The organism is Pseudomonas sp. P7759, assembly GCF_013386445.1.
In the GTDB taxonomy this organism is placed as follows: Bacteria; Pseudomonadota; Gammaproteobacteria; order Pseudomonadales; family Pseudomonadaceae; genus Aquipseudomonas; species Aquipseudomonas azotoformans_A.
In genome coordinates this window covers 1-17,642 of sequence record NZ_JACART010000068.1, presented here as the reverse complement: position 1 = coordinate 17,642, position 17,642 = coordinate 1, and the positions used below count along the sequence as shown (strand labels likewise).

The 17,642-nt window shown below is 52.8% G+C and carries 18 protein-coding genes and 3 pseudogenes; 7 read left to right on the top strand and 14 right to left on the bottom strand.

From position 1 onward, the window contains the following. Positions 1–261 precede the first annotated feature (261 nt). The 4 genes from HX823_RS29935 to HX823_RS29920 form a co-directional block, all read right to left on the bottom strand. Positions 262–1,005: a sulfite exporter TauE/SafE family protein gene (locus HX823_RS29935; protein WP_038850254.1), complete on the bottom strand. Its 744-nt coding sequence runs from the start codon at positions 1,003–1,005 to the stop codon at positions 262–264. 241 nt (positions 1,006–1,246) lie between these two features. Continuing rightward, the gene (locus HX823_RS29930) at positions 1,247–2,656 is read right to left on the bottom strand and encodes an MFS transporter (protein ID WP_038850255.1); all 1,410 of its coding nucleotides are present in this window, start codon (positions 2,654–2,656) and stop codon (positions 1,247–1,249) included. Positions 2,657–2,893: 237 nt separating this feature from the next. Continuing rightward, a complete protein-coding gene (locus HX823_RS29925; protein WP_038850256.1) occupies positions 2,894–3,721 on the bottom strand; it encodes a sugar phosphate isomerase/epimerase in 828 nt (275 codons plus the stop codon). Between the two features lie 24 nt (positions 3,722–3,745). Beyond that, a complete protein-coding gene (locus HX823_RS29920) occupies positions 3,746–4,429 on the bottom strand; it encodes a hypothetical protein (protein WP_177078215.1) in 684 nt (227 codons plus the stop codon). Between the two features lie 228 nt (positions 4,430–4,657). On the opposite strand from HX823_RS29920, the gene HX823_RS29915 reads away from it, so the two are divergent. Further along, entirely contained in the window at positions 4,658–5,485 is an 828-nt protein-coding gene (locus tag HX823_RS29915; protein WP_038850257.1) for an IclR family transcriptional regulator, read from the top strand. A 160-nt stretch (positions 5,486–5,645) separates the two neighbouring features. On the opposite strand, the gene HX823_RS29910 is transcribed toward HX823_RS29915, so the two are convergent. The 3 genes from HX823_RS29910 to HX823_RS29900 form a co-directional block, all read right to left on the bottom strand. Then, positions 5,646–6,191, bottom strand: coding sequence for a carboxymuconolactone decarboxylase family protein (locus tag HX823_RS29910; RefSeq protein WP_038850258.1), 546 nt, complete (start codon positions 6,189–6,191; stop codon positions 5,646–5,648). 34 nt (positions 6,192–6,225) lie between these two features. Next, positions 6,226–6,843, bottom strand: coding sequence for a nitroreductase family protein (locus tag HX823_RS29905; protein ID WP_038850259.1), 618 nt, complete (start codon positions 6,841–6,843; stop codon positions 6,226–6,228). A gap of 616 nt (positions 6,844–7,459) precedes the next feature. After that, entirely contained in the window at positions 7,460–8,416 is a 957-nt protein-coding gene (locus HX823_RS29900) for a cupin domain-containing protein (RefSeq protein WP_038850260.1), read from the bottom strand. Positions 8,417–8,974: 558 nt separating this feature from the next. Between HX823_RS29900 and HX823_RS29895 the strand changes: the two genes are divergently transcribed. After that, positions 8,975–9,490 (top strand): YkgB family protein, encoded by a 516-nt coding sequence (locus HX823_RS29895; protein ID WP_038850261.1) that lies wholly within the window; start codon positions 8,975–8,977, stop codon positions 9,488–9,490. 105 nt (positions 9,491–9,595) lie between these two features. Here the strand turns inward: HX823_RS29895 and HX823_RS29890 are convergent, their stop codons facing one another. From HX823_RS29890 to HX823_RS29880, 5 genes are all read right to left on the bottom strand, one after another. Then, positions 9,596–10,423, bottom strand: a complete 828-nt coding sequence (locus HX823_RS29890; protein ID WP_038850262.1) for an AraC family transcriptional regulator — start codon at positions 10,421–10,423, stop codon at positions 9,596–9,598. A gap of 176 nt (positions 10,424–10,599) precedes the next feature. Continuing rightward, positions 10,600–10,848 (bottom strand): hypothetical protein, encoded by a 249-nt coding sequence (locus HX823_RS32185; RefSeq protein WP_305729226.1) that lies wholly within the window; start codon positions 10,846–10,848, stop codon positions 10,600–10,602. Next, a complete protein-coding gene (locus HX823_RS32180; protein ID WP_305729225.1) occupies positions 10,809–11,075 on the bottom strand; it encodes a zinc-binding dehydrogenase in 267 nt (88 codons plus the stop codon). The genes HX823_RS32185 and HX823_RS32180 overlap by 40 nt, the downstream gene beginning before the upstream one ends. Before the next feature lie 372 nt (positions 11,076–11,447). Further along, entirely contained in the window at positions 11,448–11,513 is a 66-nt protein-coding gene (locus HX823_RS32415) for a hypothetical protein (protein WP_370589172.1), read from the bottom strand. Between the two features lie 226 nt (positions 11,514–11,739). Then, positions 11,740–12,360 (bottom strand): aldehyde dehydrogenase family protein, encoded by a 621-nt coding sequence (locus tag HX823_RS29880; protein ID WP_200864556.1) that lies wholly within the window; start codon positions 12,358–12,360, stop codon positions 11,740–11,742. A 71-nt stretch (positions 12,361–12,431) separates the two neighbouring features. Between HX823_RS29880 and HX823_RS29875 the strand changes: the two are divergent. Then, a pseudogene (locus tag HX823_RS29875) lies at positions 12,432–13,285 on the top strand (IS5 family transposase). 53 nt (positions 13,286–13,338) lie between these two features. Here the strand turns inward: HX823_RS29875 and HX823_RS29870 are convergent. Continuing rightward, a pseudogene (locus tag HX823_RS29870) lies at positions 13,339–13,790 on the bottom strand (aldehyde dehydrogenase family protein); the annotation flags it as partial. Between the two features lie 10 nt (positions 13,791–13,800). Between HX823_RS29870 and HX823_RS29865 the strand changes: the two are divergent. Further along, positions 13,801–14,157, top strand: a pseudogene (locus HX823_RS29865) (plasmid pRiA4b ORF-3 family protein); the annotation flags it as partial. Between the two features lie 107 nt (positions 14,158–14,264). On the opposite strand, the gene HX823_RS29860 reads toward HX823_RS29865, so the two are convergent. Then, positions 14,265–15,227 carry a LysR family transcriptional regulator gene (locus HX823_RS29860; protein ID WP_080642444.1) on the bottom strand — a complete coding sequence of 321 codons (963 nt, stop codon included), beginning with the start codon at positions 15,225–15,227 and terminating at the stop codon, positions 14,265–14,267. A 350-nt stretch (positions 15,228–15,577) separates the two neighbouring features. On the opposite strand from HX823_RS29860, the gene HX823_RS29855 reads away from it, so the two are divergent. The 3 genes from HX823_RS29855 to HX823_RS29845 form a co-directional block, all read left to right on the top strand. After that, complete coding sequence (locus HX823_RS29855) at positions 15,578–16,114, top strand: carboxymuconolactone decarboxylase family protein (RefSeq protein WP_038850264.1); 537 nt, start codon at positions 15,578–15,580, stop codon at positions 16,112–16,114. Positions 16,115–16,205: 91 nt separating this feature from the next. Continuing rightward, positions 16,206–16,751 carry a carboxymuconolactone decarboxylase family protein gene (locus HX823_RS29850; RefSeq protein ID WP_038850265.1) on the top strand — a complete coding sequence of 182 codons (546 nt, stop codon included), beginning with the start codon at positions 16,206–16,208 and terminating at the stop codon, positions 16,749–16,751. A 372-nt stretch (positions 16,752–17,123) separates the two neighbouring features. Further along, positions 17,124–17,642 (top strand): carboxymuconolactone decarboxylase family protein (locus tag HX823_RS29845; RefSeq protein WP_038845055.1); only part of this gene is annotated, 519 nt, incomplete at its 3' end.

Genomic DNA, 17,642 nt, shown 5'->3' with positions numbered 1-17,642 from the left:
ACCCCCCAGCGCCAGCCGCTCAACCAAGTCGATCGCCTTTTTCCACTCCTTCCCTTTCAACGAATGGAAGCATTGCAGCAAATCAGGATGACTGCTTGTAAAACACGAGAGGCAAGCCTGGATGAATCCATTTATGCAGCGGAGAACCGTGTGAAGGTACTCCTATCATTACCCTGACAGTATCTGGAGCAGACTCGACGGGGGACGTATTCTTTTTCGTACTAAACTCGCAATTATCCAACCGTCAATGGAGTTAATCGATTAGTTGTGTACCGCGTCCGCCAGCAGCTTGATGGATACCAAAAACAGGCTGAGCTGCACAATGCGGTAAAACCAAATATCGGAAATTTTCCGCGTAAGGTAAGCACCAGCCACCGTACCTATCAGAGCAAATGGGATCAGTACCATGGCATCCAACAGCGTTTCATGGGAGTACGGACGCAAGTTCTGGTAAGGAACAATCTTTGCGGCGTTGATGACCGCAAAAACAATAGTGGCGGTTCCGGCGAACTCGGCCTTGGCTAGTTTTTGCGGCAGCGTGAATATCTGAAACGGTGGCCCGCCAGAATGGGAAATGAAACTGGTGAAGCCCGCCAGCGTGCCCCAGAACCAGCCCTTGGCACGGTCTGCAGGCTGCGGTGCCCCATCGGTTGGCTTGCACAGCCACACATTCAGACAAAAGGCTACGCCCATGGTGCCGATCAGGAAGGTGACGACCTGATCCGACACGATAGATGCGGTCAGCCAACCTGCCAACACACCGACGATGCCCGCAGGGATCAGTATTCGCAGATTAGCCTTGCTAAAGTCACGCCGATACAGGTAAACCCCCAACCAATCAGAAATCACAAAGATCGGCAACAACAATGCCGCCGCCTTAACCGGCGACATCACCAGTGACAGCAGTGGCACGGCTAACATGCTGATACTAGGCAAGCCCCCCTTTGACAAACCCACCAGGAAGGCTGCAAGTACGGTTAGAAAAAAGTAGGTGTCCAGGTTCAAGGTTTAGGCGCCGTGATAGCGAGCATCAATACCAGGATCCTTTCCGGTCCCTGGCAATGCCACATGATTAATCTTGTCATTCCATCCCCAGTCTTGACTCGCTGAAATTGCGAACTTGAGCTCAGAATCTACCGTGGCCATTCCTCTCAGAACCGCAAGCCTCGCCAAATTCCTGCTTTCAACACGTTAATGGGAGTCCATCGGGCCTTGCATTACGCCGAAGCCCGGTGGAAGCCAGAACTCAGGTAGATGCCTTGGCCACCCGCACGTCGACCACAGCCTGTTCTCGAAGCCGTTCGTACTCCTGCTCAGGAACAGGAACCGCGTCGGGATTGCCCAGATCGTTCAAGGGGATTCGGGAGGTTTCTCTGGCGGTCCAGGCTGCGATTGCCGCGACCACCGTCACGCCCAGGGTGATCGCCCCGATGGTCATCGGAACGTTGACCGAACCTGGCGGAGCAACAACGACGAATAGCGCCGGAAGCATGGCTGTGGCGGCGGTGCCGAGGTTCTGGGAGATGGCCATGCCCGAGACACGGGTGCGAGTCGGGAACATTTCCGGGTAGAAACTCGGGAAAACCGCGTTGTACCCTTGATAAAGGACTCCCCACATCAACAGTGACGTCACGATCGCCAACGAGATGCTATGAACGCTGATGGCATAGAGATATACGAACGACAGCAATCCTGGAGCGAGTGCACCGATGATGATCAGCGGCCTACGGCCGAACTTGTCTGACAGGTTGCCGGCTAGCGGGGTGATGAGCACGGCGACAATATTGCCCATGACCGAGATCCATAGGTAAACTTCCTTCTCGAATCCGATGCCATAGCCCGGCTGGACCGCGTAAGCCGCTCCGAAAATCGTTGTTACCACTGGAATGACGTTCATCAAAGAACAACACATCACTCGCAGCATGTCCTTCCAGCTCTCTGTAACAACCTGAATAACCGGCGCCTTATAGGCCGCACCGCGTGCGCCCTCTTCAGCGAATGCAAGTGACTCGTCGACCTCGCGGCGGATGATGTAACCCGCGACGATGACAATGAAGCTGAGCAGGAAAGGGATGCGCCATCCCCAAGCATTGAACGCCTCAGTGGGCATGTAGTAAGCGAGTGGCAGGAAGACCGCTGCAGCGAAAATCTGTCCCGCTTGTACACCCTGCATTGTGAAGCTGGCGTAGAAACCGCGTCGGCCAAAAGGCGCGTGTTCGAGAATCATTGAGGTGGCGCCCGATACCTCTCCAGCCACTGCGAAGCCCTGTATCAGTCGTAGCAAGACGAGAAGCACAGGGGCAAGCACGCCGACCTGTTCGTAAGTCGGCAACAGCCCGACGCCCATCGTCGAAAAGCCCATGAGAAACATGCACAAGACCAGCACCTGCTTGCGCCCATGCGTGTCACCCCAGTGCCCGAGAAAGAAGGCACCAATCGGGCGAGCGATGTAACCCACACCATACGTCGCCAATGACGCGATGAGGACAAGCTTGGGATCCTTATTGGGAAAAAAGATCTGGGGAAAGATCAGCGATGCCGCTGTGGCGTAAATGAAGAAGTCGTAAAACTCCAGTGCCGATCCAATCCAGCCGCTGGCAGCAGCCTTCTTGATCTGTTGTTTCGCGCGGTGCGCATGGTCCGAGGCGTCTGCCATTATTGTCTCCAGTATTTTTATTTTGAGAGTCGGCTGATCAAGGTCTAGCGTGCGACGACAGCGAATACGCTGCCTTCGTGTGATACATCCAATGCCTTACATCTATTGATACTTCCGTAAATCATGACAACCAGCGGCCGCATCGAGTGTTATCCAGGCAGGAACAAATCGGGGGGATATTGGTGCCGCACAAAAAACGATTAAATCGCACGCGCTTTGCAGCAAACGCAGATCCCGCTATTGAGCAGCATGGGCTTTCGCCAGGATCTCGAGCGTAGTGGCCCGAAGCATGCGCGCGCGTGCCACCGGTGCAAGCAGACCAGGCAAGCCATGAAGTGGTACTTCGATGGAGATAACTGTCTCGGGGGGAAGGGCTCGTATCATCGGAATAAGATCGAGACCGCCCTTTCCGGGAGGGAGCCGCGCGCTCCGTGCCTGAAACAACAATTCCTCTTCAGAAACCGGCGCCTTTGACGGTGCATCGCAGATCTGGAAATAGGCCCACATATTCTTTGGTAGTAGCGCGAGATCCTCTGGCGTGCCGCCTGAGCGGGCAAGGTGAATCGCGTCCACTACAACCCCGCCAGCCCCCGCGGCTTCAACTACGCGACATGCGGAAGGCAGGTTCTTGATGCCTCTCCATGGCATGAACTCTAAGCCCATGAGCAATCCGTAACGTTCTCCAATAGCGCTCAGTTCGCCGAAGCGCCGAGCAACTGCAGCCTCGTCGTCGCTATCTCCAGCTACAAGTACATGCTTTGCGCCGAGCATCTCAGCAGCAGCAAGTAACGGCTCCAGGTCAGCAGGCCTGGTGCCTGGCGTAAGGCGAACCAACTCTACGTCATGTACACAGACCCCTCGGTCGCGCATCCGCGCCAGGGTGTCGCGCATCATCGGTGTATTACCAATCATGGGGTGCAGGCGCTCCTCCGTCGAAGCAGGCGCGAGCCTCATGCTGACATAGGAGAATCCGGCGTCAGCTGCGGCGTCAACCAACTCGGGAGGTGTCAGTTCGATCAAACTCAAATGCGCCAGGCAAAGTGTGTGCGACGTGCTGTTGTTCATGGTTTTAAGCTCCCTGTGGTGCACTCAATAAACATCTGTGGGTATCGCAGAATAGGAAAGCGAATAGAAGTCGCTCTTTTGATCCGGCTGTGCGCCCAGGCTTACGAGTGAAGATTCGGAAAGCTCGAAACTATTTAGAGCCTGCACCGCATCCGTGTCGTATCCACAAACAACCAACGCCCAATCCGCAACCTCGTCTGCCGTACCACGAATCTTTTGCTCCGTTGTCTGGGCGATCAAAGGCGTCTCGTGTATCAGTAGATGCGCACCTGTAATTCCAGGACGAACAGATAGCTCTTCGATGAGTGCCTTCAGAGATTGTCGGAGCTCGGCCTCACGTTCGCGCTTCGGGGAGAAACGGATAGTCAATGCGTTGCGCGCCACACCACCGCCGCGCGATTCAAGAACATGCGATTGACTGCGCACCATATTTCTGTGATGCGGCATCAACTTGATCGACCAGGGAGTGGGTGCATTCAAGCGTTCAAGGTACGAGGGCGACGACAGGACGTCGAAGTTTTCCAATTCGTACATCACGAAAATGCCTTCCCCACCCCTCACATCGGTCCACCTCGAGCTTCTGTGGAATCCAGGGATGCCAAGCCGCTCGGGAAAATGTTCATGGGAGTGCCAATGCTCGAAGTCTTCTCGCATATCGGGAGCCATGTTCCACCACATGGCGAGGGCTGCGTTTCCAAGAAGAGACATCGTCGACCTCAGCTCATGCCAAGAACGCGTGTCATCGCGCCGAACAATCCGGTCGCCTTGACTCTCGTTACCAGCGAGCTATGCGGTCTGTTGATTTTGTACATTCAGAATCGTCCTCATCGTCATTTACCCGGGAGTGGTCCGGACTGGTGAAATCGGACAATACACAAAACTTGAATACCTTTCAAAATTATTCTATTATTCAAATTTTGAATTTGAGGAGGTTTTATGAGCGGAGCACTGGAAAAATCACTGGATATCCTCGAGTACCTCACCGACTATCCGGACGGAGTCGCCCTGGCTCAGATCTCAACTGATTTGAACCAGCTGCGCAGTGGCTGTCACAGGGCGCTGCACGAATTGATTCGTTACGGCTATGTGCGCCAAATGCCGCAACGCGGCGACTATGCGCTCACCACAAAAATGGCATCGATGGGTCTCAGCTTTTTGAGCAAGTCGGGCGTTCTGGACATTGCCCAACCGGTAATCGATCGACTGGCTCAAACGACCGCTGAACTTGTTCGGCTGGGCATCGTCGATGAGGATCGGTTGACGCTGGTGGCAAAGGCGCAGGGCGCGAAATCCGGCCTCCTGTATGACCCGGACATGGGCATAGATTTGAAGTTGTCCTGCAGTGCGGCAGGCCAGGCCTGGCTCATGACGCTACCCGAGGATGTAGCCATCGAGTACGTGACACGACAGGGGATTGGCAAGCCAAAAGACTTCGGACCAAACGCACCGACATCCATCAAGGCCTTGCTGAAGGTGCTGGATGAGCATCGCGGACGTGGATACAGCATTATCCTGGACGCCTATGCCCTGGGCATGAGCTCCATGGCTGCACCCATCAAGCGTGCTAACGAGCCTGCGACAGGCGTCGTCGTGATCGCAGGCCCCTCCTCCCGCCTAACGTTGGAACGAATGCAAGAGTTTGGACCAGCACTTTTAGCGGCCGCGGACGAACTGGCAGTGGCAGGAAACTCTTCAGCACTCTTGAAATCTGCAAATGTGGGCACTTGGGGCAACGTGGTCATTAAACGCGACACTAAGAGGTAATGTTGTCCCGATAGGGCAAACAGTGGCTGATGTTCATAGTGAGAAAGCCCAGATGCGGTCCCAAGAGTCTTTCCTGAGTGCATCTGGGTTTCATCGTCATGCCCGTATCACGATAACTCTCCAAACACCTTAGGAGAGGGTCGACACGACCGGATAGACGTCAGATCGATCCAGCCGGCGTAACGGCAGGAAAGTCTTTCTCGGGATCGAACACGTTATTGAAAAAGTTCGTCAGGGAGTACATGGCCACCAACGCGATAATTTCCATGACATTCGCATCTGTGTAGCCTGCGTCGCGGACGGCTTTCAGATCAGCATCACTGACCTTGCCGCGAGTCTCGATGACTTTGTGCGCGAACTGAAGGGCAGCGTTGCGCTTGGGGTCGGTAGCCTGGCCCTTGCGAGCGAGAATGACTTCATCGGCCGGCAGTTTGGCCATATGCTCGGCCGTAAAGCTGTGAACGGTCAGGCAATAGTTGCAGCCATTCGCTTCGGAAACGGCGAGACCGATGCTGTCACGCGTCTTTACATCGAGCGCTTTACTCATGGAGCCGAGCAGGGTCGCCCATGCGTTGAACGCGATTGGGCTCTGCGCGAAGGTAGCCATCATATTGGGAGTGAACCCGGTGTTCTTGGTGAACGCATCGAGAGTCGGTTTCGAATCAGCCGGCACTTGTTCCGGCGTTAGAACTGCACTTCTAGACATCGTAGTCTCCGTAACTTACTGGTTTAACTGACAATTAAATGAGATCCAACACTTCATCCAACGGACGGCGTGGTTTTTGCGCCCAGTTTCCCGAACGCTCCGCGCCGATGGACAACAACATGACCGGCACTTCGTTTTCAGCCAGTCCAAACTCACGGACAACCCCTTCGGCATCGAAACCGATCATTGGGGTCGAACCCAAGCCTAGCGAGCGGGCGGCATAAATGATCGCCGACGCACCGAAGGTAGCCGTGCGTACTGCCTCATCGCGCTGACGCTGCGGGTGCTCCAGATACAAGTCGCGTGCAGGGAGTTCCCAATCCGACACCATCGCCGCAGGCATGACGCCCGCTTCGACCAACGGCGCAAGACGCTCCGGGATTACACTGGAATCGGCCAATTGACTGCAGATGATGAAAGTGACGGCAGCTTCAGTGATCGCCGGCTGACTCCAGGCAATCGGACTCAACCGTGCTTTGGCTTCTGGCGTGCGCACAGCAATAAAGCGCCAGTTCTGTAAGTGAAAAGATGTTGGCGCGCTGGCGCCGATTCGCACCAACTCGCGGATTTGGTCGTCGCTCAAAATAGCAGTAGGGTCGTAATATTTCGCGGCGCTGCGGCTGAGGATATTTTTGATAACGGCGTTAGACATGCTGATTCCTATATGTGAAAAGTTTGGGTGCGCTATACGTTTATGAGCTATCAGGCGAAATTTGGGCGATTGATGCCCTAGTCGCCCGGCAAAGTGGCCTACTTAGAAACTGACAATTGATGTTGGTAGCGTTAGTGCCGATGACCGAACAGAGCGAATCGATAGTTATCGATATCGCACCTAACTGGATGTCTAGGTAACCAGAGCACCTGAAGTCGGATTGAGATAGCAGTACGTAGAGTTCACGCTTGTGACACAGCTATGAACAATTTTCCTTGCCAGCATCCAGGTATCAGTCGTTATGCCGCAGGAGAACTCTATGGCGGGAATAGCAATTCGGCTCATGGTGTGACTCCTTCATCAGGTGGTTAGGAGTCCCCACTTTAGGCTGATGCGGTGTTCATTTCGAGACTGTATTAGCTCAATAAAATGCTCAAAAGGATCAACAGAAGAGCAATTGACCTTCATGGTCGAAGCGCAGCAGGACACAACTCATTTCGTTGAAATCGAAATACATATTATGCGGGTATAGCCGTGCATGTCGCTCGTTAAGAAGACGCTGCACCTCACCAATGGGGCTAGTGGCTTTGCAGTCTACATACCGAAACGGAGCGTATTACTCGACACCACGGGCTTGGCGGCGCCACTGTCCCACAGTCATCCCCATCGTTTCCGCGAATACACGCCGGAAAGCCGCTACAGATCGATAGCCGACCGCCTCAGCCACAGCCTCGGAAGTCAACGATGGCTTCTTCAGTTCGTTAGCGGCCAAGCTCATCCGGATATCGGTGAGCAACTCGATAGCGGAGCGTCCCAGCTTGTCCAGAAAATGTCGCATGAAGGTGGCCCGTGACATGCTGCACAAATCGGCTAGATCAGGCACGGTCCAGGCACGTGCCGGATCGGCAAACAAGGCTGAAATAGCAGGAGCCCATCGGGGATGACCAGCCAGTGCCAACAACCCTATTGGAGCTCGCTCGGATTCACTAGCCGTACGTAATACCAGTGTGAACAGCGCCGAAGAAAGCGCATTGAGCATGGCGTTTCCGCCCGGTTTATCTCCTCTGGATTCCACACGCATCAGCCCAAGAAGGCCGGCTAGGTGAATCGAGGCGGACCCGATGTCTTCATCATCAGGATCGCAAATAGCGCGCACCACCAAATTTTTGGGAAGGTAATTGTGAATCAACCGATCATGAGGTGGCTCGATGAAAAATCTTCCACACAACATATCCAAGTGCTCGTCACCGCCATCATTCTCACTGAGCGTCCACCCCCCAAGACCTTGATGATTGCAGGTGGGTTTAGGCTCATTTCCGCTGCCATCGTGCAACATGTGCGCCGACCCATGCGGCAACAGCACGATATCACCAGGTCCCAGATCCCTTGTCGTCCCAGTCTCTGGATCCTCTATAACGGCCCGCCCTTTGAGCACGATGTGGTAAGGAATTTCATGAGCCGCGGACTGAACCCTGTCTACACGCCACGGTGCCCCGTAGGCGCAACGGAACTCCAACTGGCCTGTGATGGTGATCATTTTCAGAAGATGGCTGAGCCAGTCGATTTGGGACATAGGAACTCGATACTGAAAGCGTTCTAGCATCTTATCGCGGTTGCACACTACTGCACTGGTCCGCTTCGCCAGAAGCAAGGAAGAAAAGAAGAAAAGAAGAAAAGGCCCGACTGTTGCGCGTCGTAAACAGGTGGGAAACGTTGCCACGGTTTCCAACGCAAAATATCAGACCAAGGCCATCGGCTTGTTCGGCGACCAAGCAGCTCAAGGTGCCCGTCCAGAAACAATCGACCAATGAAGCGGCATATCACCTCGTTGATCAACTGATCCCATAGGCAACAGGAAACTCCTTTTCCAGGCTTTGTACCAAACCCCAAAGGCTTGCAGCCAATCAAACACCGGTCGAGCATCAGATGGCTAAAAAGACGTTGTTCGAGACGATCTGCACCAAATACTGCACGTTTGGAGCACATTGATTTCCACTTAAAGGTAACAATCTCCACACCCCCAACGTACTAACCCCGTTGGATTTAAAACGACATACGGACAGTCAGAAACAAGCAACCTCTGGGCTGACGTCATGCCAAACCCGTTACCAACTATTTGGAATTCAATCTCATGAAAACTCTGACTGCTGCAAATTACACAGTGGACGGCAATACTCAGAAACGTTCATTGGGCGTCACCACAATGAACCTAGGGGTTTTTGGTGTTTATGTCGCTCTTGCCGTGATTTACTTCTGGTTCGGGGGTATGAAATTTACCCATTATGAAGCGCAAGGTTTGGTTCCATTGGTTGGCAATAGCCCATTGCTCGGCTGGGTATATAAGATTTTCAGTGTCGACACCTTTTCCGGTTTGCTGGGTATTCTTGAGGTGTCCATCGGAGCACTGATACTGGGTCGTTTCGTTTCTCCGAAGCTTTCTATCCTCGGAGGTGCTCTATCTGCCGGTTTGTTTGTCACGACTGTAAGCTTTATGCTTTCAACTCCAGGCGTGTTCGAACCCGGACTTGGTTTTCCAGCCATCACTATTGCTCCAGGTCAATTTCTGCTCAAAGACATTGGTTTGTTAGCCGCCTCGATTTTCGTGGCCGGGCACTCGTTAGTTGAACTTGAATCCCGCTCTAATTGATTGATGATCACCTCAATGGCCTGAGTGCGAACCGTACTCAGGCCAGTGTTTGTGCACGTTCATAGGCCGTTGTTACCTCTCAGAAAAAATCTTTAACCATACCCCTCATAGACCGTTAGCACTTTTAATCCATTCACGGGGACTGACCCCCGTTTTTCTGCGAAATGCTCGTGCCAGAGCCGACGGACTGTCATAACCTACCTCTTCAGCAATCAAATTGATGGCTCGGCCTTCTCGCAATAGCCTCTGAGCCAGACTGACCCGCCAGCTCAATAAATACTCTGCAGGCGTTTGTCCTATGACAGTTCGAAAATGCGCCGCATAGGCCGAACGTGACATGTTAGATTCATCCGCCATCTCGGCAATTGACCAAGGATGATTGGGTGCGTCGTGGACGCGCAGCAAGGAGTGTGCAAGTCGAGGGTCTGCCAATCCTGCCATCAAACCTGTATGCAATTGATTCTGATCCAGCAGATGGCGGAACAACAATATAATCAGCAACTCGAACAGCCGATTGATTACAGCCTCCTTACCACACCGGCCCTCAGCCGCCTCTGCGAACATCCACGTCAGTGTGGTAGCCAGCAATGGTAATTCATCCAAAGGCAAAACAAGCATGTCCGGTAGCGAAGCTGAAAATGGGTTGTCGATGCCACCTTCAAACTCCATGGAAGCGCAGAGAAGCTGAGCGTCGTCAAACTCATGGGCAAACAAGCGGTGTCGACACGGCCGCGGCAGGAATATCAAGCTGGGCTTGGTCAGTACCGTATCGCGCTTGTCAATACCTTGCATCGTTACCGTACCCGCCTGCAACAGATGGATATGACCACGCTGATCAAGGTCACCGTAGGTTTGAACTCCACAAAGCTTGTCGTTGTAAAAAAGGTTCGCGCGAACGCCAAATCGAGACAGCAATGTAGACAGACGATCCATAATCAATCCTCAACCGATGAAATCTTGCTGCCCATTGTCGGTCGAGTATTTAAAAAACACCATTGAAGTATCGATGGCAGCCTTGTCCTTCCATTTGGTGCCAATGATGAACCCTACCGTAAGAGCTTGACCGTAAGAATGCCTTAAGCGGTGTAGCCGATTGAGGGTGTACGTGATCAGAGTTCGGCGATGTGTAGGATGGGCTTGAGTGTGATGCCCTTTGTGCTGCCCTCGGCGGCTTGGTTGATCTGTTCGAATGGGTAGAATTTGACCAATCGGTCGAATGGAAACCGCCTTTGTTGAAACAGCTCGACAAGTTGAGGAATGAATACCTGGGGTACACTGTCACCCTCCACGATGCCTCGGATGCTGCGTCCACCCAATATCAGACTGTTAATATCGAAGCTCGCCTTCGTCTCAAGCATTGGCGCTCCGACGATACCCAATGTACCCAGCCCACCAAGCGCCTCGATACTGGCTTCAAGGACTTCCGGCGTCCAGTGGATTCGAGTGGGAAATCGGCACCGCCGCTTGTTATTTCTCGCGCAGACTCGATGATCTCAACCTCTCGGCTGTTTAGGGTATGGGTAGCACCTAATTCGATGGCAAGCTTCACCCGAGAAGGCACTACATCGACCGCAATGATAGTCATGGCACCGGCAATGCGCGCAGCGATCACGGCACTCAATCCCACTGCTCCATCGCCATAGGCGACGAAACTGCTATCAGAACGAACCTTCAGTGAATTGATAACAGCGCCTGCACCTGTTTGGATGCCGCAGCCCAAGGGGCCTAGCAACGCCAGCGGTGCTTCAGACGGTACTTTGATTACATTTCTCTGGCGGGCTAGTGCGTAGGTTGAGAACGAAGACTGGGTGAAAAAATGGTCATGCCGCGGCTCGCCATTCTCGCTATGCAAAGCAATGTCTCCGTCCGGCCCCGCACCGCCAAAGTTATGCTCGTAGAAACTCTTGCAATACGTTTCATGACCACTTACGCAAGGCGCGCAATGGCCACAGGCACCCTAGGTCAATACCACATGATCCCCAACCTTCAGGTTCTTGACGTTTGGCCCTAGCGGTTCGACCACGCCTGAGCCCTCATGGCCGAGCACTGCCGGTAACGGCACCAGATATGTTAATCACGCACGATCAGGTCCGTGTGGCACATGCCCACGGCGACTACCTTCACCAATACTTCGTCTTCGAGGTGCACGAATGTAGGGCGTTTCAATGGAAAAAAGGTTGGCCGGGAGTTCGGACCACCACGACGGTGACCGCGCGTCGATCTGCACTTTATGCATAATGACTTCCTCTTCAGATGGGATAAGCAGGTGCTTCGCTCTTGATAGTGAGCCACTGCCAGTGAGTAAACGCCTCCCAGTTGGCAGGGCCTCCAATACTTGTCCCGTTACCGGAAGCGCCGACCCCACCGAACGGATTGACGACTTCGTCGTTGACGGTCTGATCATTGATATGTAACAAGCCAGTATGCAAGCGCTCGCCAAGCTTGAGCTCCCGCCCGAGGTTACTCGAGATGACTGCCATCGACAGACCGTATTCGGTGTCGTTGGCTAGCGTGATTGCGTCTTCGCCAGTGGCGAAAGGGGTCACCACTGCCACTGGCCCGAAGATTTCTTCGCAGAACGCAGGGTTGTCCGAAGTCACGTTGCTAAGCACTGTGGGTGACAGGAACAGCCCCTCATAGTGACCACCAGCCTGCACGGTTGCACCCGCTTGACGAGCTGCTTCGATAATACGTAGCGCATTGTCGCGTTGGTGTTCATTGATCAACGAACCTATCTGCACATCCGTACGAACCGGGTCGCCAACGCGCAGACTACGCGCCTTGGTTGTCAGCTTATCGATGAACTGCTCGTAGATGCCGCGCTGTACCAGCACGCGGCCCGTGGCCATGCAGTTTTGGCCATGATGCAGATAGACATCCTAGGCTCTGTACGAAAAGTCTGAACAGGTAAAATAGCCGTCATGATTGGCTGGGGACCTGCATGGCAAAACGTTACGAACTCCCCGATGCAGCCTGGGATCTGGTTGCCGATATATTCACGCAAACCCGCCGTACTGGGCGCCCATGAGCCGATGATCGCTTAATGCTTAACGGCATCCTCTGGGTACTCTGCTCTGGCGCGGCCTGGCGAGACATACCCGAACGATTCGGCCCTTGGTCAACGGTGTATCAACGTTTTCGCGACTGGCGCGATTGTGGCGCTTTCGATCAGATGCTCAAGCCTCTTCATATTCGGTTGAATGAGCAGGGCTTGATTGATCTGGACACCTGGATGATCGACTCCAAGGCCGTTCGCGCAACCCGAGCCTCATCAGGCGCCGGGAAAAAAGGGGGCCTGATGAACCACAAGATCACGCGCTCGGACGCAGCCGGGGCGCCCTGACAACCAAAATCCACATGCTATGCGACGCCAATGGTGTGCCGCTGCGCTTCCTGTTGTCAGGCGGGCAAGCCAGCGATATTGCCTATGCTCAACCATTACTGGATAAGGCTTGTATCCCAAGCTTACGTGGCCGTCCCCGCAAACGCTGCCGATGGCTATTGGCCGACAAGGGATACGATGCTCAAGCCCTGCGCCGGTACTGTGATCGTTATCGAATGCAAACGGTAATCCCCTTGCGCAGTATGAAGCGCAAACCCAAACCGGGCTTGCCCAGGCTGTTCGATCGGCCCAAGTACCGACAGCGCAATACCATCGAGCGCATGTTCGGGTGGCTGAAGGAGAACCGCCGCATCGTTACGCGCTTCGACAAGCTCACGACAAGTTTTACTGCGATGATCTCATTGGCCTGTTCCATGCGATGCGTAAGGCAATACTTTTCGTACAGAGCCTAGGCCGCGTTGATGACAGTAAGATCCAAGTCGGCATCGTAGAGCACGATCAACTAATTTTTGCCACCCAACTCCAACGATACCTTCTTCAGATTACGTCCGGCAGCTTCCCCCTCTTTGCTACAGGCCGCAGTGGAACCCGTGAACTGGATCATCCCGATATTGGGATCACAGGTCATGGCTGCACCAGTAGCGCCATCGCCAGGAAGAACTTGCAGCACGCCGGCCAGCAGGCCAGCCAATTCAAACAGGCGTGCGATCACGAAACCGCCGCATACTGCGGTACGCGGATCTGGCTTGAGTATCACGGCGTTGCCTAGTGCAAGCGCCGGAGCAACCGCACGCATGGCAAGGTAACGCGGAAAGCGGAAAGGTGAAAGGTGAAGGGTGAGATTCCCCATATCACACCCAGGGGGCGCCGGCGAGCCAAGCTCAATTGACCAGACTGCGAAGGAAGTATTTCTCCCGTGCTTCGGGACGGAGGGGAAGCCGCCTCGTGCAACGACTTGGTCAACAATTACGGCACTCCCGACCCCGATGGATGGGGCCTACCGGTGAACTCCGATGCCCGCAAAACCCTGATCAAAGCGTTGAACGGGAAAAAGACGTTTCGCTACCTCTATGACTTCGGCGATGGCTGGAATCACCAAATCAAAGTTGAAAATAAATTACCCGCTGTGGCATGCCCTCAGGTGCAGAATTGCATCGAGGGCGCCAATGCTTGCCCGCCGAAAGACATCGGCGGCAGGCAAGGTTATGCCGATTTCCTTGAAGTGATGGCTGACCCCAACCACCCAGAGCATGAACACATGATGGAGTGGCATGGCGGTACTTTCGATCCAACGCATTTTGAATGGGAGCGCGTCAATCAATAGTTGAAGGAGATTAAGGTCTGAGTTTCAAGGCGGTGAAGCTTGGACGGTTACGCATCTCGGGTAAAATTCCCATATTAATATTGTCGACCGAATGCATACTTAAATAACTACAAGCCAGGGTATTCGGGCACCGGGGTGCTCATTCCTGTCCGCAATCTATCTTTATCGCCGAGCAAGGCAACTCTGAGGCGCGGTACAACAAAATCAAAAAAACTACGAGTTTTAACGGGTAGTGGTATCTGACCGGCGTGAACTAAATTAACTGGTATCGGCGTGGGTTCGAATTCACGAAGAACTAATCGTAATCTTTGTTGTTCGACTACATGGGCAATTTGATATGATAAAATATGAGTTAGTCCTACGCTCGCAATAGCAGCATCAATAGCGGCCTCAGCAGTGTTTACTGAAAGACGAGGTTTTACCGTGATGGTTAATAAATCCGTCGGCATTGCAGCAGAGGTGAAGCTCCACATGGGACCAGAGGGTAATCCTTCGAAACTGACACATGTATGCTCCATGAGGTCATTAGGATGTGTTGGCTTGCCGTGACTGGCCAGGTATTCCGGGCTCGCGCAAACTACTCGGCAAACAGTACCAACTTGGGTGGCCACCATGCTACTATCTGGTAATTTTCCTACTCGTAAAGCCGCATCGATATGATCATCTACAAGGTGCATTGATTTGTCAGATAATATCAATCGGATATTAATTTTAGGAAATGAGGCCAAAAAATCATTAATGATTGGCAAGAGATGAAGACGCCCAAAGACGACTGGAGCAGTAACGACCAACTCACCTCTAGGGGTCGTGTATTCGCCAGATACAGAGCGTTCTGCTTCAGTCACTTGATCGATTATCTGCTTACAAGACTGGAGGTAGGTCAATCCAGCTTCAGTCAGCGTCAAGCTACGCGTAGAACGCACCAATAGCCGAACCCCTAGATGCTCCTCTAAAGCCGCGAGTTTTCGGCTGACTGTTGGCAGCGGAACCGAGAGCTTGCGACTTGCAGCAGAGAAGCTCCCAGCTTCCACGGTAGCTACCAAGATGGCCATCGCTTCAAGACGATCCATTTTGTTAATCCTCTCAGAAAGGAACACATTTTGGCATTGATCAATAACCTACCAGTCACTTTTACGCAGGTAAAGGTGCCGTTTCAGTTGTGCAAATTACTGTGTGATCATGTATTTTGAGCAAGAAATTATGTGTTTTTGCAGGCCATTTTTCATTTTTAACTACACAGTCAATTTTTAGCGTGACTAATATTTCCTGGGCGCTATGGTGCGTCGTGCATGTCACGGTCGTCAATTGCCTTCGACTCTCATTTTTTGAAAGGGTTCTTCTTGAAATTCCCGGCTTATCACCGGCTTTTTGACTCGCTAGACTAAGCGAATCACAACATAGTCCTCACAGGTGGAAAAATATGTCACGCGTTGAAATCCCGAGCCGGGAAAACACCCCGCCAGAGACCCACGCAACGCTGGATGCAATCGGGAAGCGCCTTGGTTTTTTTCCGAACCTGTACCGGCTCACAGCGATTAGCCCCAAAACCCTTGCGGCGTTGGTGGGAATGCAAACTCCGTTAATGAAAGTACTGGACCTGAAAACACGTGAGCGAATTGCGCTTATTGTATCAGAGGTTAACGGATGCGCTTACTGTGTGGCTGCTCATACCTTTGTTGGGCTGAACCTGGCAAAAGACAGTCCAGAAGAAATCGAGCTTGCACGAAAAGGGCAGTCGACCAATCCGAAGATTCAGACCATCATTCAATTCGCTGCAAAAGTTGCGGAAATGCGTGGGCACGTAAGTGAGGACGAAATTGCTTGCGTACGGGAAGCGGGGTATTCCGACGCGGAGATTATAGAAGTCATAGGTCTAGTAGTACAGTTCAGTTTCACCAATTACATAAATAACGTGTTCGATACTGATATTGATTTTCCGACGAACACATTAGTCTAGGCACTTGAACAATCATATAAGGCGGTCGCTACGATAGAGTCATACCTCATTTTCGATAAGCTACTGCTAAACATCCTGCCGAGGTGCAGCCATGACCCGCACTATAATTCCGACACGAGACAGCGCAAGGGATGAGGTGCGTCCTGCGTTTGATGCCGTTTACAAAAAATTGGGTTTTGTACCGAACGTGCTGCGTTTGACATCACTTTCACCCAGCGCGCTCACGGCCTTAGACAAAATGCAGAAGTCGTTGGACGACAGCTTCGATGCAAGGCTTCGCGCCCACGTGGCGCTCGCAGTGTCTGAAGTAAATACATGCCTGTATTGCCTGGCGACACATACCTATATAGGTATGAATTTCGGAAGAATGTACCCGAGTGACCTGTTACGTGCCCGACGGGGTATGGCGAGCGACCGGAAAATGGCTGCAGCGGGGCAGTTTGTCAAACAAGTTGTCACTACTCGCGGGCACGTCGCTGAAGCGGAGCTCACACGCATTCGCGAAGCGGGTTTCACCAATGAGGAAATATTGTCCATCATCGGTTTAAGTGTTCAATATATGTTTACCAACTACATCAACAATGTCTTTGACACAAAAATTGACTTTCCCACGGTAGAAGTGTTGAATCCGAGCTGACATACATCAGAATTAGTCCAATCCAATCATTAGCGCGTTGCTAGCCAACGCCGCGCTCTCATCGAGCTGGCTCGGTAAACTTTGTCGCCTGGTTCATCCTGAATCCCTGTTGTTCATGGCGGTCGTTCGTGGACGCTGTTCGCCTTTCGAGGGGCCTAACTTCATCTCCGACCAGTGCACCGTGCTTCACCCAAAAAAACAGCGATATCTAACACGCCGATGATCGAAGCCAGCATCCAATGCCGCCGGGTAAAGTTCTAAATTCTCGAAATCTGAAAGGGTGGTTCCCGATATCGGGGGATTATCAAACCAGGGTTGAAAACATAAGCTTCCTCTCACGCCAACAACGGCTAAATGAAAGAGGATCTACAGATGGCACGTATTACTATTCCAACTCGCGACCAAGCTCCCACCAACACCCACTCCACCCTCGATGCAATTGGTAGCCAAGTTGGTTTTATTCCAAATATGTTTCGTATGCTCGCTTCCAGCCCAGATACTTTCGCAGGTATCATTGGTTTTCAGGGTGCGATGTCCAAGGCGCTGAACGTAAAAACCCGTGATGCTATTGCTTTGGCTGTGACTCAGGTCAACGACTGCCATTACTGCATGAGCGCGCATACGTACATTGCGACTAACCTGGTGAAAAGTTCGGCCGAAGAAATTGCAATGAATCGCCAAGGTCGCTCCGAAGATCCAAAGCGCGCTGCTGCCGCTACATTTGCCAAAACGCTGGTAGAACGCCGCGGCAAGGTAACCGATCAAGAACTCGCAGCCGTACGTGCTGCCGGCTACACAGACCCAGAAATTATCGATATCACCGCTTTGGCAGCGCAGTTCCTTCTGACTAACTTCATCAACAACATGGCTGACACTGATATTGATTTTCCT

Coding starts and splice junctions, on each gene's coding strand:
- HX823_RS29930 (WP_038850255.1), bottom strand. CDS start 2,656: ATGGCAGACGCCTCGGACCATGCGCACCGCGCGAAACAACAGATCAAG.
- HX823_RS29925 (WP_038850256.1), bottom strand. CDS start 3,721: ATGAACAACAGCACGTCGCACACACTTTGCCTGGCGCATTTGAGTTTG.
- HX823_RS29920 (WP_177078215.1), bottom strand. CDS start 4,429: ATGTCTCTTCTTGGAAACGCAGCCCTCGCCATGTGGTGGAACATGGCT.
- HX823_RS29915 (WP_038850257.1), top strand. CDS start 4,658: ATGAGCGGAGCACTGGAAAAATCACTGGATATCCTCGAGTACCTCACC.
- HX823_RS29910 (WP_038850258.1), bottom strand. CDS start 6,191: ATGTCTAGAAGTGCAGTTCTAACGCCGGAACAAGTGCCGGCTGATTCG.
- HX823_RS29905 (WP_038850259.1), bottom strand. CDS start 6,843: ATGTCTAACGCCGTTATCAAAAATATCCTCAGCCGCAGCGCCGCGAAA.
- HX823_RS29900 (WP_038850260.1), bottom strand. CDS start 8,416: ATGTCCCAAATCGACTGGCTCAGCCATCTTCTGAAAATGATCACCATC.
- HX823_RS29895 (WP_038850261.1), top strand. CDS start 8,975: ATGAAAACTCTGACTGCTGCAAATTACACAGTGGACGGCAATACTCAG.
- HX823_RS29890 (WP_038850262.1), bottom strand. CDS start 10,423: ATGGATCGTCTGTCTACATTGCTGTCTCGATTTGGCGTTCGCGCGAAC.
- HX823_RS32185 (WP_305729226.1), bottom strand. CDS start 10,848: ATGCTTGAGACGAAGGCGAGCTTCGATATTAACAGTCTGATATTGGGT.
- HX823_RS32180 (WP_305729225.1), bottom strand. CDS start 11,075: ATGACTATCATTGCGGTCGATGTAGTGCCTTCTCGGGTGAAGCTTGCC.
- HX823_RS29860 (WP_080642444.1), bottom strand. CDS start 15,227: ATGGATCGTCTTGAAGCGATGGCCATCTTGGTAGCTACCGTGGAAGCT.
- HX823_RS29855 (WP_038850264.1), top strand. CDS start 15,578: ATGTCACGCGTTGAAATCCCGAGCCGGGAAAACACCCCGCCAGAGACC.
- HX823_RS29850 (WP_038850265.1), top strand. CDS start 16,206: ATGACCCGCACTATAATTCCGACACGAGACAGCGCAAGGGATGAGGTG.